Origin of the sequence: Moraxella porci DSM 25326 (genome assembly GCF_002014855.1) — a bacterium.
Lineage (GTDB): Bacteria > Pseudomonadota > Gammaproteobacteria > Pseudomonadales > Moraxellaceae > Moraxella > Moraxella porci.
This window is the reverse complement of the sequence record NZ_MUYV01000001.1, coordinates 553355-580354: the sequence shown is the minus strand read 5'-3', so window position 1 is coordinate 580354 and position 27000 is coordinate 553355. Positions and strand designations below refer to the sequence as shown.

Below are 27000 nucleotides of genomic sequence, written 5' to 3'. Positions count from 1 at the left end.
ATGAGCTACACACCTGATTTGGTCTGGGATTATGAATCTGTCAAAGCAAAAGCTGGCGGCAAATTTGGCGGCACCAATCGCCCAACCGCTGGCGCAACCCACCAACAAAAGCTGCCCGTGGGCAATGAGCAATATCAGCTGTATTCGCTGAACACACCCAATGGTATTAAGGTCAATATCTTATTAGAAGAACTACGCAAATTGGGTAAAATCGATGGCTATGACGCCTATAAAATCGACATCATGTCAGGCGATCAATTTGGTTCCGATTTTGTGAAAATCAATCCAAATTCTAAGATTCCTGCCTTGCTGGATATGAGTACGACACCAGCGACGCCCATTTTTGAAAGCGGCGCCATTCTTTTGTATCTGGCACAAAAGCATCAAGCATTTATCCCAAGCGACCCGCATAAACACGCCCAAATGCTGTCGTGGCTAATGTGGCAGATGGGATCGGCGCCATTCGTGGGTGGGGGATTTGGTCATTTTTATGCCTACGCGCCTGAACCGATGGAATATCCGATCAATCGTTATGCGATGGAAACCAAGCGACAGCTGGATGTGTTAAATCAGCATTTGGCGACGCATGAATATATGGTAGGTGATGAATATACCATCGCGGACATGGCGATTTATCCTTGGTATGGCAGACTGTGTTTAGGTGAGCTATATGTGAGTGATACTTATGATGCTGCAAGATTTTTGGCGGTGCATGAGTACACACATGTGCTGCGTTGGGCGCGCGCCATTGCTGAACGAGCAGCAGTGCAAGCAGCACAAAATCTACAGCTCATACAGATCACATCTGCCAGTGATTAAGCGATTTTTATGTTTAAAGTCACTCAATCTAACGACACCAAGGTCTTGTTGCAGCATTTGGTGAGTCATTATCGGCAGGCAACCAAACAGGCCGCAGATGATGGCGGTAGTCCTAAGCTTGGCTTGGGGGCGATGGCTTTTGCGCCTTTTACCGTGATTGTGCCATCGATGGTGCTGGGCGATTGGCTGACGCGCAGTGTCGCCGATGAGCTTGGTATTAGCACGCTGTTCGTGGCGCAATTTTGGGGTCAGTACCAATGGCAAATGATCCAAAAAGTGCTGCAAGCCGATGCCAAAGCAAACCCACAAGACATGTTAATGGTTCCTGAGGTCGCAGTACTGTCTGGCTCGGTGATGCGCTGGCGCATTTTTGGGTTTATAAGTGGCTTATCTGCTCAGACACTGGGGGCTATTATAGCTGATGACCAGCATCCACTGAATGAACTGGTCGGCGCCATCTATGATGAAAACCACCAAAAAATCCCCGAGCATCGACTGTGGCAGAGCTGCGATGAGTTGGCAGCGGTGTATGTGCGCTATTTGACGCATCGCCCTGAGTGGCTGCATGCTTGGACGGAAGGTCGGCCATTGCCCGAGTCGGTCGAACGCATGATCGCCAAAAAAGACAGATTCGCCAATGACTATGCCGATGGTGAACCGACACCTGAATGGCTGGTGCTGCGCTATCAGCGACTTGAAGGGCTGCTCAGGTATCTATGGCATGAACTGTTTGGGCCGGTGTATGCACACCGTGAGGCGCTTGAGGCTCGGTTTTGGGCAGTGCTTGATGGCGCGCGTACAAATGAGTTGGCCAAGCAGGCACTGGCTTTGCTGCCGAACACTTTATATCTATTTACCGTCCAGCAGATACCGCTGATTGAGCTACAATTTCTTAAGCGGCTGTCGGTGCATATCGATGTGCATCTGCTGCATTTCAATCCCTCAAAGATGTTTTGGGCGGACATCGTTGATAAAAATTGGCTCGCTACTCAGCGGATCATCAATCCCAACTCTGTCTATCTAAAAGACCATGGACACGCGTTATTATCAAGGCTTGCCAAGGAATCCAGAGAGACTTTCGCCATGCTTGCAGACATGTCAGGTGGCGAGTTTTATTATGAAAAAGTGCCAGATGGGCAGACCGATCGCCATCAGCTTAAGCAGGACACTCCCAAGGATTGGCAGGTGCTTTGGCAAGATGCCTTTGTGGTGTCGGATCGCGATGATGCTGATCAGCGGCTGCTTGATCAATTAAAAGCTGATATTTTGATGCTCGATGAGGGTTCATCGACCGAACAATGGTGGCAGCAGACCCTGATCGATGCGCTCAAGGCTGATGAATATTGGCAAAATAAAATCCAGCCCAAAAGTCAGATGAACCTGCCCTTGGCGACAGAGCATGCTTTACCAAGCTTAAGTATCCATGCATGCAGCAGTCTTCGGCGACAGCTGCAAGTGGCGCGCTTGATCATCGCACGCTATCTGAATGAGCCTAATGCTGATGGTAGCGCACGCAAGCTGTCTGATGTCGTGGTCTATTTGCCTGATGTTGGTGAGGCTGAAAGTTTGATCCGATTGGTCTTTGATGATGGCGTCGGGATCGATGGTCTGCAGCTGCCAGCCAAAATCACAGGCACTACCAGCCGAGACATTGAGATGCTGATGCAGGCGATCAGTGGATTTTATCGACTGTTGGGTGCTGAGGGCGCCAGATTTTATCGCGAAGAAGTGTATGAATGGCTGATGACGCCTGTTTTGTATGACAGCTTGGGCTTGGATTTTGCCTCGATGTCACGTGCGTGTGAGCTGTTGGATGCGGCAGGGTTTCGCCGAGGGTTCGACACCGCTCACTTGGCCAAGACGCTGAACGAAGCGGATTTGGATTATCGCTATTCATTCAGTTATGCGCTCGATCGCATCGTCGCAGGATTTTTGACGCCAGATGCCTCATTGCCCAGTACGCTTTTGCATCCTTTTTCATGGCAAACAGATGCCTTTGCCGAGGCAGTGCTGCCCTTGGCTGGCGTGACTTTGGCAGATGGACGCATTATTGAGGCTTTGTGCGTGATTCACCAAGCCTTATCCGAGTCACGCGATCATTATCAGCAAGTAGCACCTGTAGAATATTGGCTGTGGCACATCGAACATCGCATCATTGACCGATATTTTGATAAATACCGCGAAACCAGTCAGATGCGCGCGATTTTTGAGGCAAAAAACAGCATCCAAGCCAGTATTCGTGCCAATAAGTTTTATCAGCGACAAGCAGGGCAGTCAGATCATGCTGGCAGTGAGATCAGTCTATCCTTAAAATTCGTCCTTGAGAGCATCAGCGGCATGCTATCCTCACAGGCCATCAGTGCTGAGGCGACAGGGATGATCACCTTTGCCAGATTTGGGGCGCTGCGCAGCATTCCATTTGGCCTCACCTTAATGCTGGATATGAATTTGTCGGCATTTCCGCGACAAGAGCGGCAGGCGCGCATGGATCTGATGAAAGCAGGGCTAAAGCGGCGCGGTGATCGCTATGCCGAAGATGATGATAATGGCGCTTTTTTGGATGCGATATTATGTACGCGTGATGCTTGTGCGATATTTTATACCGACACGGCAGAAGATGGTACGCTGCTACTGCCTGCCTCGCCGGTCAGTGAGTTGATTGAGTTTTTTAAATCCAATGTCCAGTGGTCCATCAGTGCAGGCGAGAATGCCGATGATGAAGTGGAGCAATGGCAGGCTAAAATCGTCCAGATCGCCCCACAGCTCGTTGAGACCTTATTGATCACTCGGCATGCGCCCACGCCGTTTGATGCATCACTGTTTTATCGGCAGAATCGTGATTTATCCGATCAAGATATAAGCGCCAGTCTTAACCATAAAATTGATCAGGCCAAGCATCTGCATGCCCATCATCTGCCACCACCGCCCATCATGCATCAGGTGCGACAGATTCTAGATACAAGATGCGGCCAGCCTGCGATGATCAATTTGCCACAGGCCATAGACTATGAGGCCATCGCCACAGCCCTACAGGCAAATATGACAGCAGATGCTAAGCCACTACAGGATCTGCTGGCGCATCACCATATCCAGATACCGACGATGGTCGCGCTTGATCAGCTACATCGCTTATTGATCAACCCTGCCAAAGGATATCTACAGCGTAAGATAGCCCTGCAGCAGTCAAATGAGGAGATTGATCCTGAAGAGCCGCTGATGCTTGATGGCCTAGGTCGTTATCAGCTCAAAGATCTGCTGATCGATGCTTTGGCAACGGGCGCATTTGATGGACAGTCGCTTAATCAGGTGATTCAGCCAAGTACCATACTTCGCCAATTAAAGATGAGTCAGGCTGCTCCGCTATTATCGGTATATTATGACAGCGTATTGCCTGCTGGCGTGAACAGATTATCAAGTTTTGATGAGCAAATTTTAAATATCGAACAATTGATGCTGCAATACCATGCATCAATGCAGGATTTGGATCACGCGTGGGCGGATTTGGATGACAAACAGTATTCGGCGATGATTACCGACACCGCTGATCAGACCATTTTGATCGATACGCCAGCCATGCAGACCGCGCTCATCGCCAAAGTGCCGAGCGCTCAGGCGGATCGATGGCTAAGGGTGCTGCCCAGTGCCGCTCGTATCAATCATCTGATGCGCTATTACCTGTCTCATCTGGCTTGGCAAATTCATCGGCAGACCACAGAAGATGAGGTGATCAAAGGGCATGGCAGCAGTTTTTGGCAGTTTGATAAACCCACCAATGATCTGGCATATTTTGGGCTGGACACCAAAGAGTGCCTAATCAGACTGCGTCCAATCACAGCGGCAGTAGCCGAGGTACAGTTGGTAAATTTCATTGCATTTGCGCTGATGCTACAAAAACAACCCTTGGTGCTGCCTGCCATGCTTGGGCTGATGATGGCGCATCAGTCAGATGAGATGTCATGGGATCCAAAGTATTTTTCAGCTTGGCTTAATGGCGATTATGAAGAGCATTATGGCAGCAGCGCATGGCAGCTATTACTCAAAGACTGCGATGTGATGGCAGAGCTAACAAAGACAGCGCCGCTTGCTCAGATATTGTACGGGCAACTGCCGCAGACCTTCATGCAATCCGTTCAAATCAAGCCAGCACCATGATCTGATGATGCGCCAAGGCTTTATTTGGGTTAGGCGCATATCCCATATCTCTGTGAATCTTAAAAATGATAGCGTTGATGGCGATCTAACTGCTTGGTAAGGTACTAGTACCTTGAGATAATGATAATCCACCGTTAGCATTAAAAGTATCGATATCAAAGGCCGTCAAATCAAGCCCACAAAAAAACACCTTGCCAAATAGCAAGGTGTTATCAAATGAAAATTTGGTATCAATGAGGATTATTGCTTAATCGCCAAGCGATCAAATTTACCGCCATCAGCAAAATAAGTCTTCATCACACTATCCCATGCACCAAAGACATCATTGACCAAAAATGTCGTCATCTGCGGGAATCTGTCACTGTGCTTGGCTAGGATATCAGGATTGCTAGGGCGTAGATATAGCTTAGCTGCCAGCTCTTGACCTTCATCGCTATATAGGTATTCTAAATAGTCATGGGCGACTTTATCGCTCACTTTTTTGGTGGCAACCGCTTCTACGACGGCGACAGGGTTTTCGGTTGCGACCGTGTAGCTTGGATAAACGACATCAAATTCACCCTTATTTAGGCTGTGAGCGATGTGATTGGCTTCGTTTTCGGCAGTGACGAGTACATCACCGATACCACGCTGGGTAAAGGTCGTCGTTGCAGCTCGTGCGCCACTGTCGAATACATCGACATTACCAAGTAGAGTTTTGATAAACTCATCAGTCTTGGCTTCATCTTTATTAAAAGTGTGCAGACCATAGCCATAAGCACCCAAGAATGCATAGCGACCGTTGCCCGATGTTTTTGGGTTTGGTAGCACGATTTGGATGTCGCTACGGGTCAAATCTGGCCAATCTTTGATGCCTTTTGGGTTGCCTGCACGCACTAGGAATACGGTTGCACTGGTGTAGGGCACGGCCTTATTTGGTAGTTTTTCTTGCCAATTGCTACTGATTAGATTTTTACTGACCAACAAATCAATATCTGAATTTTGGTTCATGGTCACGACATCAGCCTGTAGCCCATTGGCGACAGACAGTGCTTGTTTGCTTGAGCCACCGTGTGATTGCTTGATGCTGACGGTGACATCTGGGTTGGTGGTTTTGTAATGCTCGATAAATAACTCATTGTATTCTTTATAAAAATCTCTTGAGACATCATAAGATACATTGAGTAGCTCGACCTTGGTTGCACTGGTGTCTGCTTGAGTGCTTGCAGCTGGCTCAGATTTTGAGCAGGCGGATAGGCTGATGATGCTTGCGATGGCAAGCGCACTTAGGCTAAGATTTTTGGCATATTTCATTTGCTTTTCCTTAAAAATAGATAACCATCAGTTGATGTGCTTACTTTATCGAAACTTGGCAAATAGTTAAAACTCAAAAAACTTTCTTTATTATTCCAGAATCGCATAAGTGCAATTTCTTCCAAATAATCCTAAGTCCAACCAATAGCCATTAGCTGCTACTGCCGGCTAATAAATATTGGGTACAAAAAAATCAGCCAAGACAATATCTTGACTGATTTTGATGGATTGATGCGGTTATTTGTTCTGTGCTTCTACAGCCAGTTGGTCATAGATACCGCCTTCGCTGAAGTAAGTACTCATGATGCTTGCCCAGTCGCCAAAGACTTCATTCGGGAAGAATGTCGTCATCGCAGGGAATTTATCCTGATGTTTGGCTAGGATGTCAGCATTGCTTGGGCGTAGGTAGAAATTGGTTGCAAGCTCCTGCGCTTCATCGCTGTACAGGTAATTCAGATATTCTTTGGCAGCGTCGGTTGTGCCTTTGCTGTCGGTAACAGACTTGACAACGGCAACAGGGTTCTCAGCATTGACTGTGTAGCTTGGATAAACAATTTCGACATTACCAAATTTGCCTTTGATGACATTAGCTTCGTTTTCAAAGGTGATGAGTACATCGCCAATGCCACGCTGAGCAAAGGTCGTTGTTGCAGCACGGCCACCGTTTTCAAAGACTTTGACATTGCTAAGCAGCTGTTTGGCGAAGTCTTTGGTTTTGGCTTCATCTTTGTTAAAAGTATGCAGACCGTAGCCATAAGCACCCAAGAATGCATAGCGACCGTTGCCGGTGGTTTTTGGGTTAGCGATGACGATTTCGGTGCCTTGGGTGGTTAGATCATTCCAGTCTTTGACGCCTTTTGGGTTGCCTTCACGCACCAAAAATACGATGGTGCTGGTAAATGGAATGGCGTTATTCGGGAATTCTTGACGCCAGTTGGCATCGACCAATTTAGCATCGGCGAGCAGTTCAATATCTGAGCCTTGGTTCATGGTAGCGACATCCGCTTGTAGGCCGTTTTTCACCGATAGGGCTTGTTTACTAGAGCCGCCGTGTGATTGTTTGATTTCAATCTTGGCACCTGGATGCTGTGCTAGATAGTGCTTTTTAAAGATTTCATTATAATCTTTATAAAAATCTCGTGATACATCGTATGAGACATTCAGTAGTTCGATGCCACCTGCCGCCGTTGTGGTTTCGGGCTTGGCAGGTTCGGTGGTTTCAGTTTTTTGTTCAGATTTTGAGCAAGCGGTTAGCGCAAGGCTTGCACCTAAGGTGACTGCAAGTAGTTTGGTGGTTTTAAAAGTTGTCATTGTCTTTACCTATGGTATCGTGAATATTCATCATAAGCCAAAGCTTATAAAACTAGCATACTTTACAAAAAATCTTTATGAAATTCTAACACCAAAATTGACTTTGTATTTTCCAAACAGGAATTTATACGATGCCTGCAAGTAGCATGGGCAATCAACCAATCAAGCTGAAATACTGATATTTTGTCAAAAATATGCTATGCTAAGTGTGTATATCTACCATCAAATTTCGACAATAAGGATAACTCATGACTCAACTTGACCCAAACTGGCAGTCTGATGCGATTGATCCAAGCTTAGGCTTTTTTGAACAAACCTTGGCGGTGCGTGGTGGCTATCATCGCACTGATGAAGGCGAGCATTCTGAGGCGATTTTTACCACCAGTAGCTATGTCTATCGCTCAGCTGCCGATGCTGCCGACCATTTTAATGGCAACAAAAAAGGCAATGTCTATAGCCGTCATACCAATCCGACGGTACGAGCCTTTGAGCGTCGTTTAGCACTGCTTGAAAATGGCGAACGCTGTGTGGCGACCGCCAGTGGTATGGGTGCGATTTTGACCATGTGCTTAGCTTATCTTAAAGCAGGTGATCATCTACTATGTGCCAAGCAGTTATTTGGTTCGTCAGTAGCCTTGTTTGATACCTATTTTAAGGCATTTGGCGTGGAAGTCAGCTATGTCGATTGCTTTGATAATGAGGCGTGGACGCAGGCCGTGCAGCCCAATACTCGTGTGCTGTACTGCGAAAGTCCAAGCAATCCTTTGGCGCAGATTGCTGATTTGGCATTTTTAAGTAAACTTGCACATGATCATGATGCCTTACTGATCGTGGATAACTGCTTTGCAACGCCAGCCATCCAAAAACCGCTTGAGTTGGGTGCGGATGTGGTCATTCATTCGGCGAGCAAGTACATTGATGGTCAAGGGCGAGTGCTTGGCGGGGCGCTTGTTGGTTCAGATGAGTTGATGGAAAAGGCATTTGGCGTGGTGCGTACAGGGGGTATTAGCTTGTCACCATTTAATGCGTGGGTGCTGTTAAAGGGACTTGAGACTTTGTCATTACGCATGAAAGCACACTGTGAGAATGCCAATCAAGTCGCTGAATTTCTTGCCAATCATCCCAAGGTAAAGCACGTGCATTTTTCAGGTTTGCCAAGCCATCCAAGTCATGAAGTTGCCAAAAGACAGCACACCGCACTGGAGGTGGCAGGCGGTGCATTTGGGGCGATCATCGGCTTTGAGGTGGCGGATCAAGCGGCGGCATGGCAGGTGATTGACAGCACAAGAGTGATTAGTATTACTAATAATTTGGGTGATGCCAAATCGACAATCACTCATCCTGCGACCACGACACATTTTCGCATGACGCCAGAACAGCGTATTGAGGCAGGCGTGACTGATGGCTTGATTCGTCTGTCTGTCGGCCTTGAAGATGCGCGTGATATCATCAATGATTTGGCGCGCGGACTTGATGCACTGTGATTGATGCCATCTGCTATTAATAAAAAATGGTTCGGCAATATGCTTGAACCATTTTTTTTGAATTAATTTTTATGATTTGCCAGTCAGCATATCAGCGTTTACGAGCTGTACAGCCTTTATAGATGATCTCTGAGCCTGGGCTTTGGATGTTGATGCTGGATTTGCGGACATTGTTAAGGGTTAATGAATCAGCATCGACGGCACCACTCAGGCTGAAGTTGTCTTCATCGCCAAACACCGTACCAATAGCATCGCTACGGTTTAGGTTGATCGGCATAAAGCGGGTTTTGCCATTTAAAGCTGCTTGAGCGTAAGTTGGCAGATTCTGTCTGTTAAAGCCGTATTTGACAGCGACTTTTTTGCCACCTTGGCAGCTGTAATTCACAGTACGCGTTTTAACGGTGTCTTGGCGAGCTTGATTGGCGTCCGAGTGTGGCGCAGGGTTTGCTAAAGCTGCTGTGCTGCCTAGAGCAAGTGCGATTACAGGGATAAATTTAAATGCAGTTTTCATCATCAATCACCTTTTTAATGATTAACTAATAATTAATAACAACCGATGAAATCTATCATCATCGAAGGAATTTTACTGCTGGAATGTCCAGTTTTCAGTGCGATAAATGTAACTTTATTTTTCCAGTTTTATACCGCTGCTAAAATTGTTTGATAAATTAAACTTTATAAATAAGCTTAAATTTGGCTGATATATTACTCAAGCCATCATCAGATTCCACAAATGCGACATCAATGCAGAAAATCAAAGCCAGCTTATGAAAATAGCATCGATATCTGGTACAAAGCCATCAATTTGTGGTAATATAACCAGTTTAGACTGCTGCTCATCGATCGAATTGGGGGTGGGTGTTATTTATTAACTTTGGGTGTTGTTATGCATTATTCTATTTTTTGTCAAACCAAAAATGATGTCCTAAAAGAGCCAATGTTTTTCGGTCAGCCGGTCAATGTCTCTCGTTATGACCAACAAAAGCACCCAATTTTTGAGCAGCTGATCGAAAAGCAGTTGTCATTCTTTTGGCGTCCTGAAGAGATTGATGTCTCAAAAGACCGTATTGATTTTGCTGAATTATCCGCTCATGAACAGCATATCTTTTTAAGTAATCTAAAATATCAGACGCTATTGGACAGCATCCAAGGCCGTAGCCCGAATGTGGTATTGTTGCCTTTGGTGTCGATTCCTGAACTTGAGACTTGGATTGAGACATGGTCGTTTAGCGAGACCATTCACTCGCGTAGCTATACGCACATCATCCGTAACGTCGTCAATGATCCGAGTAAGATTTTTGATGATATCATTGACAATCAGCACATCCTAGAGCGTGCTACCGACATCGCCAAATATTATGATGATTTGCATACTTGCGCCAAGCTATACGATTTGCATGGCGAAGGGGTTTATCAAGTCGATGGCGAAACTTATGAAGTAACGCTTCAAAATCTCAAAAAACAGCTGTATCTATGCATTGTTGCTGTCAATGTGCTTGAGGCGATTCGGTTTTATGTGTCGTTTGCCTGTTCATTTGCCTTCGCTGAGCGTAAGCTGATGGAAGGCAACGCCAAAATCATCAAGATGATCGCTCGTGATGAGGCATTGCACCTAAATGGCACGCAGCATATCATCAATCTGATGCGTCAAGGCAAGGATGATCCTGAGATGATGGCAATCGCTGAAGCCTGCCAAGAAGAGGCGATTGGGATTTTCCGCAGTGCTGCCGAGCAAGAAAAAGCGTGGGCGGATTATTTGTTTAAAGATGGTTCAATGATTGGACTTAATCGTGATATTCTGTGCCAATATGTTGAATTCATCACCAATACGCGCATGATGGCGATTGGCTTGCCGACGATTTTTGACACCAAAAGCAACCCAATTCCATGGATCAACACTTGGCTATCATCAGATAATGTGCAAGTCGCCCCACAAGAAACCGAAATTACAACTTATCTAGTTGGACAGATTGATGCTGATTTGGATGATGTCGATCTGGATGATTTTGAGTTGTAATCGAAAACAGTAGAATAAATGATGGGCTTGTTGATGACAAGCCCAATTTTATCGGCTACAATGAAGCTTTGAACTGGGATGATTTGATCCCTTTTACTGTTTATATTGATAAATAATAACAAATACAATTAAGATTAATGATATGGGTTGGGTTTTTACCGATGAGGCGCGATTTTATTTGCATGACAATGAATCGTTACTCGATGGCATGATACGCACAGAGCATCAGACGGTGCGTTATGAATGTCGGCAGGGCTATTGCGGTGCTTGCCGCATGAACCTTGTCACCAATACGGGTACTGTGCGCTATGTGCGTGCGCCGATTGCGGTATTGAATGACAATGAGGTTTTGGCGTGTTGTTGTGTGCTTGATGGCACAGCAAAAGTCAGCTATTATCCCAATAATGACAATCAACCGAGCCTATTTCCTGACGCGGCTGATGACTTTGAGACCAGACGATCCAAATAAGGTGGGTGGCCGAATGCGATTATCCAAAAAACAAAAAATATCTTTAGCTGCTGCCGTGGTTGGTGGAATGGCACTGACAGGCTTTTTGTATTTGCGTACATCACCAAAACAGGCGGTGACATCACCTGTGCCGGTTAGCATCATCAATGAAGCGATCGCCGCAGAGGCTGATCCCAAGCCAGTTTATGTCAATTATATCAGCTTAAATGAAAGTGAGCATCCACAGCGCCATCGGCAACAGCTCAAGACACTACAGCGCACAGGCAGCCTGACAGGTGCGATGAGTGTGCAGTTTAAACAAGCCACGCACGCTAAGATGAGCTATCGCTTTGGCCGTAAAAAGCCCACTGTCTTTGTGCCTGCGCCGCTGAATGAGCTTGTGCCAGCAGGGTTTGTGCTGACGGGGCGTGAGTATGATGATCCGATCGCTGATGGCGTGTATCGGACGATTTATCGCTTGTTTGAGCGGCCAGATGCCAAACAAAGGATTGAGATTTTTGAAACAGGTATCGATGTTGCCGAGCCACTGCTGCGCATCAAAGAATTGCAAAATCAGCAAGTCTTAGGTGTGCCGATGCAGTTAGAGCGCTTCGTGGGCAAAAAGTCAGTGGTATATTATAGCGCTGAGATCATCATCAAAGATCGACTGTATCAGATTAATACCAAAGGCGTCGAGCAAGTAGAATTGATGGCCCTCATTGAGCGCTTGATAATAGCAGAATAACAAACTGCCCAAAGCTTCAAGCATTGGGCAGTGGATGATCAAGTCCATCGAGTTAGGCCAGATGCAATCGACATACGGATCAGCTGGATTTTTGCTCTTGTTTGTCTGGATTGTCTTTTTCGCTGATAATGTCGGCGTTTGGATCGCCAAGGCTTAAAATCTCACCAAAATTCGGCTGAATCTTCAGTAACAGCTGCTGCGCCCCAAGCTCCCCGTCATTGACCTGTGCTTTTTTTAGGTTTGTCATGATCATTTCGCTGTTTTTTAGCCAACGGCCGATCTCAAGATAGATGACATCGCCTTTATGTTCGGTAAAAGGAATGCCTTTGATTTTAATGCTGCTTAAAATAAAAGGCAGTGGATCTTTGCGTAAAAACAAACGATATGCCCCCACGGCCATGCGCGCTGCTGGTGCTTTGTACCATTGTTTGGTGTGCAGTTCGATAATGTCGGTGTCGCTGATTTGTCGCAGTACCAAGCGCTGAGTATGGCGATCAAGCTGCAGATGCACCAATTCAAAATTGCTCGCCACTGTTGCAAAAATGCCCATTATATCCACCGTACAAGACAGTCGCAGCCAGCCTTCATGGATGTCAAGCTTAAGATTATGTAGCATTTTGACATTCTTGGTGACAAATTTATACAGCGCATCGTTGACCTGTTGTTGGGTTAATGTCACCCAGATCTCATCGACCAGACTGTCAGCGGCTTTGACATAGCCATGTTTGATATTGCCAAATGCCTGTTGCCAACCCAAAAGCAAACTGTCGCTGATTAGGCTATCTGCCTGTGCATCTGCTTGAAAACCTGAAGTCTTGTTGGCTTGGACATGCTGATCCATCACTGGCTGATCGGTGGGCTTATGAGTGTGATGAACAGGCTGAGATGCTGATGCTGAAATATTATCCATAATGAATCAATTTATAATAAAATCTGTGAGTTGGAGGGTTATTTTAACAAACTTTATTCACAAAATACATCTTGCTGCGTAGCTTTTTGTAGTCAAAGATGGCGATATTTGTTTATTTTATCAATCAAAACTCGCCTAATGCCCCTAACGACGAAAAACATTCAATAAAATACTAAGTACCAAGCTGATGACAATCATCGTCACGATGGGAAAATATATCCGTACGCTGCCATCAGCTGAGCGATGGCTGATATCACCAGGCAGCTTGCCAAACCACGACAAAGCATTGGGAAATAGGCTTAGCACGACCCCAAGAATCAATAACACTGCGCCAAGCAGGATGAGTAGTTTTGCCATAGTAAGTCCCTAAAACCGCCAAAATCGATTTTAAAACTGCCTTTTTAACCTCAAAAGCACCAAAATTTGTTACAATAAGCCTGAAATTGCAACCTGATTTTATCAAGGAAAAAGCCCATGAGTCAATTTTTTCATCGCTTAACGGACGACCAAAAACAAGCCCTTGCCAAACTGCCCACACCGTATTATCTACTCGATGAGCGAGCCATCATTGATAACCTTGCCATCACCGAAAAGCTGTGCCAAACCAGCGGTGCTAAGGCATTGCTTGCGCTCAAATGCTTTGCCACTTGGGGCGTGTTCGAGTCGATGAAGCCATATCTGCACGGCACGACATCATCATCTTTAAAAGAAGTTCGCCTTGGCAAAGAATGCTTTGGGGGTGAGACGCACGCTTATAGCGTCGCTTATAGTGAGCATGAGATTGATGAAGTGCTCGAGTATGCTGATAAGATTATTTTTAATTCATTTAATCAATTAGCTCGCTTTGGCAAAAAAGCTGACGCCAAAAACATCCCTGTCGGTCTAAGATTAAATCCGCAAACCAGTAATTCATCATTCATCATCGCTGATCCTGCCAGACCCTTTAGCCGACTTGGTGAGCATGATGTTGATGCCATCATGGCAGTGGCGGATAGTATCAGCGGTGTGATGATTCATAATAACTGTGAAAATGCCGATTTTGAGGCGTTTAGCCAAAGTCTGGCAGATATCGAAGGGCGATTTGGCGAGCTGTTTCATCGGCTTGATTGGGTGAGTTTTGGCGGTGGCATTCACTTTATTGATCCTGATTATCCTTTAGATAAATTTGCCAATCGACTCAAAGATTTCGCCACCAAATACGGCGTACAGATCTATCTAGAGCCTGGTGAGGCATCAGTACATCAAGGGGCAGTGCTGGTAACGAGCGTGCTTGACACCTTGCATAATGGTAAGCCTTTGGCGGTGGTGGATGCATCCATCGAAGCGCATATGTTAGATTTGCTGATTTATCGTCAGTCATCACCGCTTGCTTATGTCAATGATACCGCTTATGATATTAAAGGCGGTGATTTTGATGGTGTGACAGCGGATGAGACGGCGGTGCGTATCTGTGGCAAGTCGTGCTTGGCGGGGGATATTTTTGGGGATTATACACTGGATGAACCGCTACAAATCGGGGATAAAGTCGCCTTTGGTAATGCTGCTGCTTATACCATGGTGAAGAAAAACTGGTTTAATGGTGTCGATATGCCGTCCATTGTCATTATCCGTCAAGATGGCGAAGTGGTCGTACAGCGTCAGTTTGATTATGATGATTATAAAAATAGCTTGTCATAAATTATCCAAATTTGGCATAAATTCATCATCAAACGGTTGAAAAATCACCAAATACTCGTTATTATTCTAAGCTTTGTCATGCTTGTGATTTTGCAAGTATTGATGGATGTTGGGTGCATGGATTTTCCTTGAAGTCTTCCTTTTTAATTCATGCATAATGTTGATGTTGCTTAGTTTTTAAGCACAAAGGAGGATTTATCATGACTCAACCGAATGTTTTGATTATTGGCGCTGGTGGCGTCGCACAAGTCGTGGCACACAAATGCGTGATGGCAAATGATGTTTTTGGCGAAATTCATATCGCATCACGCACCAAAGAAAAATGCGATACCATCGCCAGTAGTGTCGCCGAAAAGAGCAGTTTTAAAAAAGATGCCATCTTGCATACGCACGCTGTCGATGCCTTGGATACCGAGCAGCTTGTACAGTTGATTCGTTCGATTGATGCGCATATCGTCATCAATGTCGGCTCACCGTTTGTCAATATGAGCGTGATGGATGCATGTATTGAGACGGGTGCACATTATTTGGATACGGCAATTTATGAAGATCCGACCAAGATTTGTGAAGCGCCACCGTGGTATGAGAATTATGAGTGGAAAAAGCGTGATGCCTTTAAGAAGGCAGGTGTGACAGCGATTTTGGGTATCGGATTTGACCCGGGTGTGGTGAATGCCTATGCGCGCTTGGGTGTAGAGTATTTTGATGCAGATACTGTCACAGATATTGATATTATTGATATCAATGCTGGCAGTCATGGCAAATATTTTGCCACCAATTTTGACCCTGAAATTAATTTCCGTGAATTTACTGGTGTCGTTTATTCTTGGCAAAATAGCCAATGGCAAACCAATCAGATGTTTGAAGTCAAACGCACGGATGATCTACCTGTGGTCGGTGTCCAAAACAGCTACCTATCAGGACATGATGAGCTGCATTCATTGCACAAGAACCTAAATGTGCCAAATATCCGCTTTTGGATGGGGTTTGGCGAGCATTATATGAATGTCTTCGGTGTGCTAAAAAACTTAGGTCTGTTGTCAGAACAACCTGTCAAAACTGCCGAAGGTTTGGAAGTTGTGCCATTAAAAGTGGTCAAGGCAGTTCTACCAGATCCAGCAAGCCTTGCGCCCAATTATAAAGGCAAAACCTGTATCGGCAACAAGGTCAAAGGCAAAAAAGACGGCGTTGATGGCGAGATTTTTATTTATAATATCGCTGACCACGAAGAAGCTTATCGTGAAGTTGGCAGTCAGGGTATCTCTTACACGGCAGGCGTACCACCCGTTGCAGCGGCAATTTTGATCGCGACAGGTGAGTGGAATGTCGGCACGATGGTCAATGTCGAAGAGCTTGATGCGCGCCCATTCATCAATCTATTGAATCAAATGGGCTTGCCAACTCGTATTAGCGATAAAGACGGCGATCGCTTGTTGGAATTTGCATGATAAACGCAGCACAGATGACGCACTCAAGCCAACTTGGGTGCGTTTTTTATGTTGCTATGAAAATTTATGCTATAATAAAATCATATGATCAAAATAATAAAGGCATCTCATGCGTATTCGCAAACTGTTTAAATTCGAAAATGCTCACATCGTCCGCAACTGCTCATCCGATCGCTGCAAACGCTCCATTCATGGGCATAGCTATCAAGTTGAGCTGATCTTGGAAGCGCATCGCTTGGATCATGGGCAGATGGTCTATGATTTTGGGCTACTTAAGGGTAATATCAAGGACATCATTGACAGCTTTGATCATGCCATCACTTTTTGGGATAAAGATGATCCAAGCTATATTCAAGCTTGCAAAGACTTTAGTGCACGCTGGGTGAGCTTACCTGTATCACCGTCAGCTGAGCAATTTAGCCGTGTGATTTTCTTTTGGGCGGATGCCATCTTAAAACAAACACAAATGCAAAATGGCGAGCAAGATGTCCATCTACACTCGGTTATCGTCCATGAGACGGCGACAGGCTATGCACAGTGCTTTGGCGATGATGTTACCAATGAGCAAATGGGCAAGCTTGATTTGGCTGACTTTGAATTTAGTGAGCAGGTCAAGGCAGAATGGGGCGATCCAATGATGTATGATAAGCTAAAATCAGGCAAATCATTCATCAATCCCTCTGTGGATTTACAAGTCCAAGTTTGACCATATGAAAATTATCCTAAATAATGAAACTGATACCAAGGCTTTTGCCCAGCAGCTGGCCGATATGAATCTGACGGGCAGTGTGTGGCTGTCAGGGGATTTGGGTGCGGGTAAGACGACGCTGACTCGCTATTGGCTACAAGCCATGGGGCATATTGGTGCGGTTAAAAGCCCGACTTATACACTCGTTGAACCTTATCAAATCCAAACAAACACAGGCATCAAGCCGGTTTATCATGCCGATTTATACCGACTCAATGATCCAGAAGAGCTTGATTATATTGGATTTTTTGAATATTTTGATGAGCATGATAGCCTTGTCATCATCGAATGGGCGAGCCGTGCCGAATCCAATTTGCCAAAGCCTGATTATCTGATTGAATTGACTCGTCAAGCAGATGATTGCCGTGTGCTTGAATTTATCAAGGCTTCATAAATGTCATCACTACCGCATTATCAAGATTTGCCCGACAATAGTGTCGTCTGTCTGATGTCACCGACTGCCAGTGGTAAGACGGATTTGGCGTTTACACTGTATCAGACAGGGCGATTTGAGCTTGTGTCGGTGGATAGTGCATTGATTTATCAAGGTATGAATATCGGCACTGCCAAGCCAACTGCTGATGAGCTTGCCCAATTTCCCCACCATCTGGTGGATATTATTTCTCCGACCGAGACTTATAGTGTGGCGAATTTTGTGGCGGATGTCGAGCGACTGATTCATGAAATTCATCAGCGTGGCAAGATTCCGCTTTTGGTCGGCGGTACGATGATGTACTATATGGCGTTGTTTGATGGTATCTCTAGCGTACCAGAAACCGACCAGTCGGTTCGTGAAAAGGTGAATCAGTGGCTTGATAATGAAGGCAATCAAGCACTGTATGACTATCTACTCGCCCATGATCCGATCATCTGCCAAAAGCTTAAGCCGTCAGATACCCAGCGTATCACCCGTGCTGTTGAAGTACATCTACAAACAGGTAAGCCAATGAGTCATTGGCAAGACACTCCAAAAGTCGCCCTTAGCCATGACCCAAAATGGCAGTGGTATGGTATCGTTGTCACGCCTGATCGTGCTTGGTTACATGAGCGTATCGGTCGCAGGCTGGATATCATGTGGGCGGATGGCTTTGTGGATGAAGTGATTGGGCTGATTAACGAACATCCAGCACTGGATGTGGATATGCCGTCGATGCGCTGTGTCGGCTATCGGCAAGTGCTCGAACATCTGTGTCGCATTCGACATGAGAGTGTGGTCAATCACCCAACGATACATCAATATTATCAATCAAATTTCTCAAAACTAACAGATGAGCAAATCATCAATGAGATTTCAGCCAATTTTCCAAAAAAATCGACAAAAACCCCGATTAACTTATGGGATTTATCTTGTCAAGATATGAAAAATAAGGCATTATATGCAACAAGGCAATTAGCAAAACGCCAATATACATGGCTAAAACAACTTGCCTTGATGGATAATCCAACTATAACCAATGTTACAATAGATTCATTTGATAGCATAGAACAAGTACAAAAGCAATTCTTGCAATCGCACCAACGTTAGGCACAGCCTTTTTTGCATTGCATGAGCTATTTTATGTGGAGAGTCGTATGTCAAAAGGACAAACCTTGCAAGACCCATTTTTGAACGCGCTGCGTAAAGACCGTATTCCTGTTTCGATTTTTTTGGTCAATGGCATCAAGCTACAAGGTCAAATCGAATCATTTGACCAATATGTCGTATTGCTAAAAAACACCGTTAGCCAAATGGTGTATAAGCACGCCATTTCTACCGTCGTACCAACTCGTAACCCACGCACCGAAGGGGGTTCTGCACCTGTATCAGGTGGCTATCAAGGGGCAAATATTGGCGTGATGACTAGCGGCACTTATCAAGGCGGTGGCTTTGAACGCCAAGGCTTTGAGCGTAGCGGTATGGGTGGTGGTTATCAAGGTGGCAGCCGTCCACAAGGTGGTTTTACTCGTACGCCACAAGCAGGTTTTGAACGCCAAGGCTTTGACCGTAGTAATATGGGTTATCAAGGCGGTATGGGTGGTATGCAATCAGGTTTTGACCGTAGCGCATCTACTGGCATGGGCTTTGAACGCCAAGGCTTTGACCGTCAAGGGTTCGAAGAGCGTGGCTTTGATGGTAAGTCATTTGAAAATAATGATACTCGTAGCTTTAATCGCCAAGGCTTTGATGCTAAAGCGGATGCTAAATTTGACGATGAAGATTACGAAAGCTAATCGAAGCTGACTTGATTGTTTGAAGATGATCAAATTAACTTGCAAATGGGTTTAAAAGAAACTTGTTTGCAAGTTTTTGTTTATTTGAGCAAATGTAAAATTTGGTTATCATATTGAAAATTTGCCAAAATAGCCATCAATCCGCCTACAAAATATGCTATCATAACCTTTTTAATTGAATGAATATCAAGCAATTATGACAGATACAGCCCCTGTGATGACGGATTTTATCCAAGATGGTATCAATGCCATCCGCACCGAACAAAAAGCTCTGGATTTATTGATTGATGAGCTTGATGAGCGATTTACCCAAGCATGCCAAGCCATTTTGGCGTGCTCAGGTCGTGTGGTGGTGACGGGTATGGGTAAATCAGGTCATATTGGGCGTAAGATTGCAGCGACCTTTGCATCCACAGGAACGCCGGCGTTTTTTATGCATCCGGGTGAAGCAGGGCATGGCGATTTGGGAATGCTGGTCAAGGGCGATGTGCTGATTGCGATTTCCAATTCTGGCGAGTCGGATGAGATTCGGATGCTATTACCTGTCGTGAAGCAGCTTGGCATTCCGCTCATTAGCATCAGCCGTGATAAGCGTGGCGTATTACCAAAGTCGGCGGATATCGCTTTGACACTGGGTCGCTCCGAAGAAGCATGTCCACTTGGGCTTGCACCGACATCATCGACAACAGCGACTTTGGCGCTCGGCGATGCTTTGGCGGTGGCACTACTGCACGCTCGTGGCTTTACCAGTAATGATTTTGCCTTGTCACATCCTGCGGGCGCATTGGGGCGTAAGTTATTGACTCGTGTCCAAGATGTGATGCACACGGATAATTTGCCGATCATCAAAGAGTCGGCAAGTCTAAATGACACTTTGCTTGTGATGACAGGAGGTCGCCTAGGTCTTGCAGTCGTGGTTGATGATGCTGATAAAGTGGTGGGGATTTTCACCGATGGGGATTTACGCCGTAAGCTTGCACAAAATACTGATTTGTCTGTTCAAATCGGTGAGCTGATGACCAAAACACCAAAAAGCACCAGTGGACAGATGCGCGCCTCCGATGCACTGACTGTGATGAACGAAAATGCCATCAGTCAGTTACTGGTGCTAGACGATGAACGCTTGATTGGTGTGATCAGTATTCATGATTTGCTAAAAGCAGGGGTAAGCTAAGATGCAACTGGCCGATTCTATCAAACAAAAAGCCCAGCGGATTAAGCTATTTGCGATGGATGTCGATGGTATTTTGTCCGACGGTAAGATTATTTATAATTCCTATGATGTCGAGACCAAGGCATTTTATGTCCAAGATGGCGTAGGCATCAAGGCGCTACAATCCTTTGGCATTGAGATTGCCATCATCACAGGTCGCACATCACCGATGGTTGAGCGTCGTGCCCGTGAGCTTGGTATTCACCATCTGATTCAAGGTCGTGATGATAAATTTACTGCCTTGTCTGGCTTGGCAGAGCAGTTGGGTTTGTCGCTAAACGAGTGCGCTTATATGGGTGATGATTTGCCCGACCTAAAAGCTGTGCGTGAAGCAGGGCTGGGCATCAGTGTACCAAATGGCTGTGCTGAGACACAGGCAGTGGCTGACATTGTCACTGGCAAGACAGGTGGTAATGGGGCAGTGCGTGAAGTGTGTGACTTGATTTTGCACGCACAAGGTCATTACGATGCCTTTATTGCGCAGTTTCACTAAGGATTGATATGAATTTTCGCATTCTAGGCGTGCTTGGGGTGATGGCGTTGGCAGTGGCTGCTTGGTTTTTTTATCAAGAGGATGTCGAGATCAAGCCTGCCGTTCCCGATGCGCCTATGACCAGTTATGAAGTGACCGAGATAAAGGCAGTGCAGACCGACCCTGAGACTGGTAAGACCGAATACACGCTGACGGCAGACTCATTGGTGCAAAATGCAGCAGGCGAGGATGAAATGCTTGGAGCGACCATCGTTTGGCAGCCACCTGAAGGCGAGCAGTACACTTTGACAGCCAGTAGGGCAACGCTGAATCAGGGCAGTGGCGAGCTGAACCTATCCCAAGGATTTCGCTTGGTGCGTGCTGCTGTGGCGGATAAGGCTGAACTTGTTATCACGGGCAATGCTTTGATGGGCAATACCAAAGCGCGAACCGTCATGAGTAATGAGCCTTTGGTGGTCACACAAGGCAGCGATAGCTTTAAGGCGGCTGGTTTTCGTGCCAATCTTCAAACTGGTGAATATGAATTTGATAAGATTGAGGTGATCTTTGATCCGCCTAAGCGCCAAAATCAGCCTTTATTTTAACAAGATTTGATGCCATTAGTGGCCTATATACGGCATCAGTCCATCGAGGACAGTCATGGATCTTTGGGTGAGTCGGTGGACGATTTAGTTTTTATTAAATTAATATTTTAGAGTAATTTTAAGAGTCGATATGTTAACTCAATCTGTATTTACAAAGTCTTTATTTATAGCGTGCATTATCAGTGCGCCGATGATCGCATCCGCATTGCCATCTGATGCCAATCAACCGATTCGCTTGCTGGCTGACCGCGCAACTTATAGCGAGCGTACTGGCGTGACCACTTATTCAGGCAAGGTCACCATTGAACAAGGCACACTAAAAATCGCCGCAGATAATTTGACGGTGAATCTGGACACTAATAATCGCAGCATCAGATCAGCAGTGGCGACAGGCCGACCTGCAACCATGCAGCAAGTTGTAACCCAAGAAAAAGGTCTGGCCAAGGGTCAAGCCAATCGCATCGATTATAATGCCGTTACGGGCATCGTAACTTTGACGGGGAATGCCAGATTAACACAAGCAGGCTCAAGCTTCTCTGGCAACACCATCCGCTACAGCCTATCAGAAGGCGATGTCGAGGCCAATGCTGGTGCAGGGCAGCGCGTTGAGCTGGTCTTCCCACCAAGCGACTCTGGCTCTAGAAGCGGCCTCCGCTAAGGCAGATCATGACAACATTATCAATGCGGCATCTGGGTAAGCGCTATGGGCAACGCTGGGTGGTCAAAGATGTGTCTTTTGAGATTGAGCAAGGTCAAGTGGTTGGGATTCTAGGCCCGAATGGTGCTGGCAAGACCACAAGCTTTTATATGGTCATCGGGCTTGTGCCGATGGACAAAGGACAGGTGATGCTTGGCAGCAAAGACATCTCAAAAAATGCCATGCACGAACGAGCGGCGCAAGGCATTGGCTATCTGCCTCAAGAAGCCTCGATTTTTCGCAAATTGACCATTGAGCAAAACATCATGGCGATTTTGCAAACGCGCAAGGATTTGGATAAAACTGCCCAAACCGCTGAGCTTGAGAAATTGATGGCGGAGTTTCATCTTGAGCATGTGCGCCATTCTCTGGGTATGAGTGTCTCAGGTGGTGAACGCCGTCGCTGTGAGATCGCCCGCTGCTTGGCATCGGATCCCAAATTCATCTTGCTAGATGAGCCATTTGCTGGTGTTGATCCGATTTCAGTGGGTGATATTATGCAAGTGATTGAGGCGTTGCGTGATCGAGGAATTGGTGTTTTGATCACCGATCACAATGTCCGCGAAACACTCTCGATTTGCCAAAAAGCCTATATCGTGTCTGAAGGCACTATCATTGCTGAAGGCAATAAAGATGAGATCTTAAACAATGAATTGGTGAGAAAAGTGTATCTGGGCAAAGATTTTGTGGTGTGATGACTTATTGCATCCAAAACTGACTCAAAACTCATAACACCGTTTGATTTGAGTATTGGACTTGGTATTTTAAGAAACAGCAATACATAAAAATGCACCCTATTGATATAGAGTGCATTTTTTTTGTTGGCTTATATCTTAGGCTGAGGCCATCAAGCTTGCGTTACCACCAGCGGCAGTGGTGTTGTAGCTTTGGCTGACTTCGTGATATAAGCGTGTGAAATCAAGACCATTGGTCGCATCGATCACACGGCGAATGCTGCCGTCAAGCTCCGCTAGTCGCACTTGTTCGCTTGCTGGCATGGCAGACAGCGCAACCACGATGTCATTGGCATCAGCGGCAGGCTGCTCAGCCACCATCAAGATACCGTCAAGCGCATCAGCATGATCAGCCAGTGCATGGGCTGGATTGACATAGGCTTTGGTGCCATTGACCGCCAACGCTGCCAGTGCGGCCAAGGTTTGTGCTTTGTCGCCACCGTAGATGGTGACAGCTTTTGGTGCGTGCCAAGATAGGGTATTGGTTTCACCAGTTGGACCTGCCAATTCGGTGCTGGCATGGTTCAATGATGAACGAATCGCATTGTCAGCAGCTGCCTCAACTAAAGATTGCTCTTCGCTGCTCAAAGACAGCTTGGCAGCGACAGCACGCACTTTGGCAAGATTTGATTCATGAATCAGTGCAGCTTGATCAACAGCAGGCGTATCCCATTGCTGAAGATTGCTTAGGCGCTGTAGATAGAATGGGCCGCCAGCTTTCGGGCCAGTACCACTCATCGCATGACCACCAAACGGCTGTACGCCGACGACAGCACCCACGATGTTGCGGTTAATATAGACATTACCAGCTTCGATGCGGTCGGTGATGTGCTCGATGGTGCTATCGATACGACTGTGAATACCGTGGGTTAACGCGTAGCCTTTTTTGTTGATATTATCGATCAAATCATCCAACTCATGTGCGGCAAAACGCACCACATGTAGTACAGGGCCAAACACTTCTTTTTTCAGTTGTGACAGATCTTTTAGTTCAAACATGATCGGTGCAACAAAAGTAGAATTTGGGGCATCTGAACGAATCGCGACTTCATGATATGGTGCGATTTGTTTAAGGTTATTGATGTGATTAAGCAAGTTTTCTTGGGCTTCAGCATCGATAACAGGACCCACATCGGTAGAGAGTGCCGCAGGGTTATTGACCACCAACTCATCCATCGCGCCTTTGATCATCTCGACCATGTGATCGGCGATGTCTTCTTGAACGCATAGGATGCGTAGGGCTGAACAGCGCTGACCTGCTGAGTCAAATGCTGAGGCCAGTACATCGATACATACCTGCTCAGGCAGTGCCGTGCTGTCCACAATCATGGCATTCATACCACCGGTCTCAGCGATCAATACTGGATTATCAGTGCGAGCAGCCAGTAGCTTGTTGATGCGCTTAGCGACATCGGTAGAACCTGTGAAGATCACGCCATCAATGCGCTCATCAGAGGTCAGTGCTGCACCCACATCACCTGCACCCAGCACCAACTGAAGCACATCGGTTGGGACGCCAGATTCATGCAGCCAAGATACCGCCAAATGCGCGATTAGGCTGGTTTGTTCGGCTGGTTTTGCGACCACGGTGTTGCCAGCCGCCAAAGCTGATACCACCTCACCAACAAAGATCGCCAGTGGGAAGTTCCAAGGGCTGATCGCAACCACAGTACCCACAGGGTTTGATAGGTTCAGGCGCTCTGTTTCATCAGCATAATAACGGCAAAAATCGATGGCTTCACGGACTTCGGCGATGGCGTTCAGTAGTGTTTTACCAGCTTCACGAACAGCCACCATCATTAGTAGTGACATGCGTGCAGGCTCTTCCATCAAATCGGCAAAGCGGCGCAACATCGCAGCTCGCTGTGCAGGTGACACGGTACGCCATGCATGCTGAGCATTCAGCGATACACTGATCACATCGCGGATGCTGTTGGCATCGATGAACGATACTTGACCGACGACATCGCGATGATCTGCTGGGTTTAAGACAGCGTGGGCTGGCTGATGCGCGACAGTGCCAGCTGTCAAAGAGCTTACCTCAAAGGCGATATCACAAGCTGCCTGCATATTGTCTTGTAGTTTGGCAAGTACATGTTCGTTACTCAAATCCAAGCCAAATGAGTTATCACGCTCGCCATAAATGCGACGCGGTGGTGGCGTCAATGGATTTGGCGAGATGCCAGTGGCATTGACAATATCAATCGGTGATTCGATCAGCTCATCAATGCTGACATCTTCATCGACGATGCGGTTGACGAATGATGAGTTGGCGCCATTTTCAAGTAGGCGACGCACCAGATATGCCAACAAAGTCTTGTGAGTACCGACAGGGGCATAGATGCGTACGCGACGGCCCAGATTCTTTTCGCCGACAACTTGATCGTATAGGGTTTCACCCATACCATGTAGGCATTGGAATTCAAAATCTTTATCCTTGCCCATCTCATAGATGGTGGCCAGACTTTGGGCGTTATGGGTGGCAAATTGTGGGAAGATCGCATCTTGAGCGGCCAAAAGCTTCTGTGCGCAGGCCAAATATGACACATCGGTATGTACTTTACGAGTATATACAGGGTAGCCATCCAAGCCATCGACTTGCGCCCATTTGATCTCGCTGTCCCAATAAGCGCCTTTTACCAAGCGAATCATCAAGCGCTGATTATTGCGACGCGCCAAATCGATCAGAAAATCGATGACATATGGGCAGCGTTTTTGGTAGGCTTGAACCACAAAGCCGATGCCGTTAAAACCCTGAAGGTCTGGATCGCTGACCAGTTTTTCCATCAGATCCAATGACAGCTCAAGTCGGTTGGCTTCTTCAGCATCGATGTTTAGACCGATGTCATATTCTTTGGCCAAAACGAATAGCGCTTTTAGTCGTGGCAAAAGTTCGGTCATCACACGCTCATGCTGCGCGCGGAAATAGCGTGGGTGAATGGCTGATAATTTGACTGAAATGCCATTGCCATCATAAACACCGCGGCCTTTGGCATCTTTGCCGATGGCGTGAATGGCAGTGACATAGTCTTGATAGTAGCGGTCGGCATCTTCGGCAGTCATCGCCGCTTCACCAAGCATGTCAAAGCTGAAACGATAGCCTAATTTTTCGCGCTCTTTGCCATTAGACAGAGCCTCTTCAATGGTCTGACCTGTGACGAATTGCTTACCTAGGATTTTCATCGCATGATTGACACCAGCGCGGATGAATGGCGCACCGCCTTTTTGTAGGACGCGTGTCAGTGCCGAGCCCAGACCGCCTGTGGTTGGCTGAGTCAGTTTACCTGTCAGCACCAAGCCCCACGCTGCTGCGTTGACGAACATCGATGGGCTATTACCCACATGGCTTTTCCAGTCGCCATCAGACAGCTTGTCTTGGATGAGTCGGTCGCGCGTGGCGGTATCTGGGATGCGCAGTAGCGACTCAGCCAAACACATCAGCGCCACACCTTCTTCGCTCGATAGTGAAAATTCTTGCATCAATGCATCGACGCCAGAAGATTTGCTACGATCGGCGCGCACTTGAGTGATCAGACGACGCGCCAAAGCATTAATTTGCTCTTTTTGGGCGTTATCAAAGTTTAGTGTCGCTAACAGATTAGAAACGGCGGTTACTTCATCCAAACGATAAGCACCAGTGATGGCGTCACGAAGTGGGGTTTGGGGTTGGGTAAATTGAAACATGATACAACTCACTTAGGCTAAGAACAACATAAATACAACAAATAGCAATTATATATCAGAAGACATAAGAAACCAAGCTAAATTTGGGCTGTATTTTGGATGTTTTGATGATAATTTATGATAATAAAATCAGTTTAATTGCTAAATCATTGACGCTTTTATGAAATGGATATTTTATTAGACAAATCAAGCGATTTTATCCTGCTTTGATGCGCCATCAGTTAATTTTAATTAATATTCTACCAAACTAATTTTTATCTATTGTTAAGGTGATACTACCCAATCACAGATAAGACCACCTGCGCTCGGAATTATTGCCGTATTGTAACTTC

Annotated in this window: 23 protein-coding genes; 17 read left to right on the top strand and 6 right to left on the bottom strand. The window is 46.2% G+C overall.

The window, feature by feature from the left end; all coding sequences use genetic code 11:
• Both yghU and B0681_RS02655 read left to right on the top strand, forming a co-directional pair.
• On the top strand, positions 1-819 hold the full coding sequence (gene yghU / locus B0681_RS02660) for a glutathione-dependent disulfide-bond oxidoreductase (protein WP_078317178.1): 819 nt from the start codon (positions 1-3) through the stop codon (positions 817-819).
• 9 nt (positions 820-828) lie between these two features.
• Complete coding sequence (locus tag B0681_RS02655; RefSeq protein WP_078317177.1) at positions 829-4971, top strand: exodeoxyribonuclease V subunit gamma; 4143 nt, start codon at positions 829-831, stop codon at positions 4969-4971.
• A 240-nt stretch (positions 4972-5211) separates the two neighbouring features.
• Here B0681_RS02655 and B0681_RS02650 read toward each other — a convergent pair whose 3' ends face one another.
• Together B0681_RS02650 and B0681_RS02645 are read right to left on the bottom strand one after the other, a co-directional pair.
• Positions 5212-6264, bottom strand: a complete 1053-nt coding sequence (locus tag B0681_RS02650; RefSeq protein ID WP_078317176.1) for a sulfate ABC transporter substrate-binding protein — start codon at positions 6262-6264, stop codon at positions 5212-5214.
• 237 nt (positions 6265-6501) lie between these two features.
• Positions 6502-7575: a sulfate ABC transporter substrate-binding protein gene (locus tag B0681_RS02645; protein WP_078317175.1), complete on the bottom strand. Its 1074-nt coding sequence runs from the start codon at positions 7573-7575 to the stop codon at positions 6502-6504.
• A 248-nt stretch (positions 7576-7823) separates the two neighbouring features.
• Here B0681_RS02645 and B0681_RS02640 point away from each other — a divergent pair, with 248 nt between their 5' ends.
• The gene (locus B0681_RS02640) at positions 7824-9059 is read left to right on the top strand and encodes an O-succinylhomoserine sulfhydrylase (protein ID WP_078317174.1); all 1236 of its coding nucleotides are present in this window, start codon (positions 7824-7826) and stop codon (positions 9057-9059) included.
• 91 nt (positions 9060-9150) lie between these two features.
• Here B0681_RS02640 and B0681_RS02635 read toward each other — a convergent pair whose 3' ends face one another.
• Positions 9151-9570 carry an ACP-like domain-containing protein gene (locus B0681_RS02635; protein ID WP_078317173.1) on the bottom strand — a complete coding sequence of 140 codons (420 nt, stop codon included), beginning with the start codon at positions 9568-9570 and terminating at the stop codon, positions 9151-9153.
• A gap of 375 nt (positions 9571-9945) precedes the next feature.
• Here B0681_RS02635 and nrdB point away from each other — a divergent pair, with 375 nt between their 5' ends.
• From nrdB to B0681_RS02620, 3 genes are all read left to right on the top strand, one after another.
• Entirely contained in the window at positions 9946-11076 is a 1131-nt protein-coding gene (gene nrdB / locus B0681_RS02630; RefSeq protein WP_078317172.1) for a class Ia ribonucleoside-diphosphate reductase subunit beta, read from the top strand.
• 142 nt (positions 11077-11218) lie between these two features.
• A complete protein-coding gene (locus tag B0681_RS02625; RefSeq protein ID WP_078317171.1) occupies positions 11219-11545 on the top strand; it encodes a 2Fe-2S iron-sulfur cluster-binding protein in 327 nt (108 codons plus the stop codon).
• Positions 11546-11558: 13 nt separating this feature from the next.
• A complete protein-coding gene (locus B0681_RS02620) occupies positions 11559-12269 on the top strand; it encodes a hypothetical protein (protein WP_078317170.1) in 711 nt (236 codons plus the stop codon).
• A 79-nt stretch (positions 12270-12348) separates the two neighbouring features.
• On the opposite strand, the gene B0681_RS02615 is transcribed toward B0681_RS02620, so the two are convergent.
• A complete protein-coding gene (locus B0681_RS02615) occupies positions 12349-13179 on the bottom strand; it encodes a hypothetical protein (protein WP_228143835.1) in 831 nt (276 codons plus the stop codon).
• A 144-nt stretch (positions 13180-13323) separates the two neighbouring features.
• On the bottom strand, positions 13324-13536 hold the full coding sequence (locus B0681_RS02610) for a DUF2905 domain-containing protein (RefSeq protein ID WP_078317169.1): 213 nt from the start codon (positions 13534-13536) through the stop codon (positions 13324-13326).
• A 117-nt stretch (positions 13537-13653) separates the two neighbouring features.
• Between B0681_RS02610 and nspC the strand changes: the two genes are divergently transcribed.
• The 11 genes from nspC (at position 13654) to lptB (ending at position 22945) form a co-directional block, all read left to right on the top strand.
• Positions 13654-14856 (top strand): carboxynorspermidine decarboxylase, encoded by a 1203-nt coding sequence (gene nspC, locus B0681_RS02605; RefSeq protein ID WP_078317168.1) that lies wholly within the window; start codon positions 13654-13656, stop codon positions 14854-14856.
• A 200-nt stretch (positions 14857-15056) separates the two neighbouring features.
• Positions 15057-16304, top strand: coding sequence for a saccharopine dehydrogenase family protein (locus B0681_RS02600; RefSeq protein ID WP_078317167.1), 1248 nt, complete (start codon positions 15057-15059; stop codon positions 16302-16304).
• Between the two features lie 109 nt (positions 16305-16413).
• Positions 16414-17010 carry a 6-pyruvoyl trahydropterin synthase family protein gene (locus B0681_RS02595; RefSeq protein WP_078317166.1) on the top strand — a complete coding sequence of 199 codons (597 nt, stop codon included), beginning with the start codon at positions 16414-16416 and terminating at the stop codon, positions 17008-17010.
• 4 nt (positions 17011-17014) lie between these two features.
• The gene (gene tsaE, locus B0681_RS02590) at positions 17015-17446 is read left to right on the top strand and encodes a tRNA (adenosine(37)-N6)-threonylcarbamoyltransferase complex ATPase subunit type 1 TsaE (RefSeq protein ID WP_078317165.1); all 432 of its coding nucleotides are present in this window, start codon (positions 17015-17017) and stop codon (positions 17444-17446) included.
• The gene (gene miaA / locus B0681_RS02585; RefSeq protein WP_078317164.1) at positions 17447-18577 is read left to right on the top strand and encodes a tRNA (adenosine(37)-N6)-dimethylallyltransferase MiaA; all 1131 of its coding nucleotides are present in this window, start codon (positions 17447-17449) and stop codon (positions 18575-18577) included.
• A 47-nt stretch (positions 18578-18624) separates the two neighbouring features.
• The gene (gene hfq / locus B0681_RS02580) at positions 18625-19263 is read left to right on the top strand and encodes an RNA chaperone Hfq (RefSeq protein ID WP_078317163.1); all 639 of its coding nucleotides are present in this window, start codon (positions 18625-18627) and stop codon (positions 19261-19263) included.
• A 196-nt stretch (positions 19264-19459) separates the two neighbouring features.
• Positions 19460-20437: a KpsF/GutQ family sugar-phosphate isomerase gene (locus B0681_RS02575; protein WP_078317162.1), complete on the top strand. Its 978-nt coding sequence runs from the start codon at positions 19460-19462 to the stop codon at positions 20435-20437.
• Position 20438: 1 nt separating this feature from the next.
• Positions 20439-20969, top strand: a complete 531-nt coding sequence (locus tag B0681_RS02570) for a KdsC family phosphatase (RefSeq protein WP_078317161.1) — start codon at positions 20439-20441, stop codon at positions 20967-20969.
• Positions 20970-20977: 8 nt separating this feature from the next.
• Positions 20978-21553, top strand: coding sequence for an LPS export ABC transporter periplasmic protein LptC (gene lptC / locus B0681_RS02565; protein ID WP_078317160.1), 576 nt, complete (start codon positions 20978-20980; stop codon positions 21551-21553).
• A gap of 130 nt (positions 21554-21683) precedes the next feature.
• The gene (lptA, locus tag B0681_RS02560; protein ID WP_078317159.1) at positions 21684-22211 is read left to right on the top strand and encodes a lipopolysaccharide transport periplasmic protein LptA; all 528 of its coding nucleotides are present in this window, start codon (positions 21684-21686) and stop codon (positions 22209-22211) included.
• Positions 22212-22219: 8 nt separating this feature from the next.
• Positions 22220-22945: an LPS export ABC transporter ATP-binding protein gene (gene lptB / locus B0681_RS02555; protein WP_456080959.1), complete on the top strand. Its 726-nt coding sequence runs from the start codon at positions 22220-22222 to the stop codon at positions 22943-22945.
• Between the two features lie 138 nt (positions 22946-23083).
• Here the strand turns inward: lptB and putA are convergent, their stop codons facing one another.
• Positions 23084-26668: a bifunctional proline dehydrogenase/L-glutamate gamma-semialdehyde dehydrogenase PutA gene (gene putA / locus B0681_RS02550; RefSeq protein WP_078317157.1), complete on the bottom strand. Its 3585-nt coding sequence runs from the start codon at positions 26666-26668 to the stop codon at positions 23084-23086.
• Between the last annotated feature and the right edge of the window lie 332 nt (positions 26669-27000).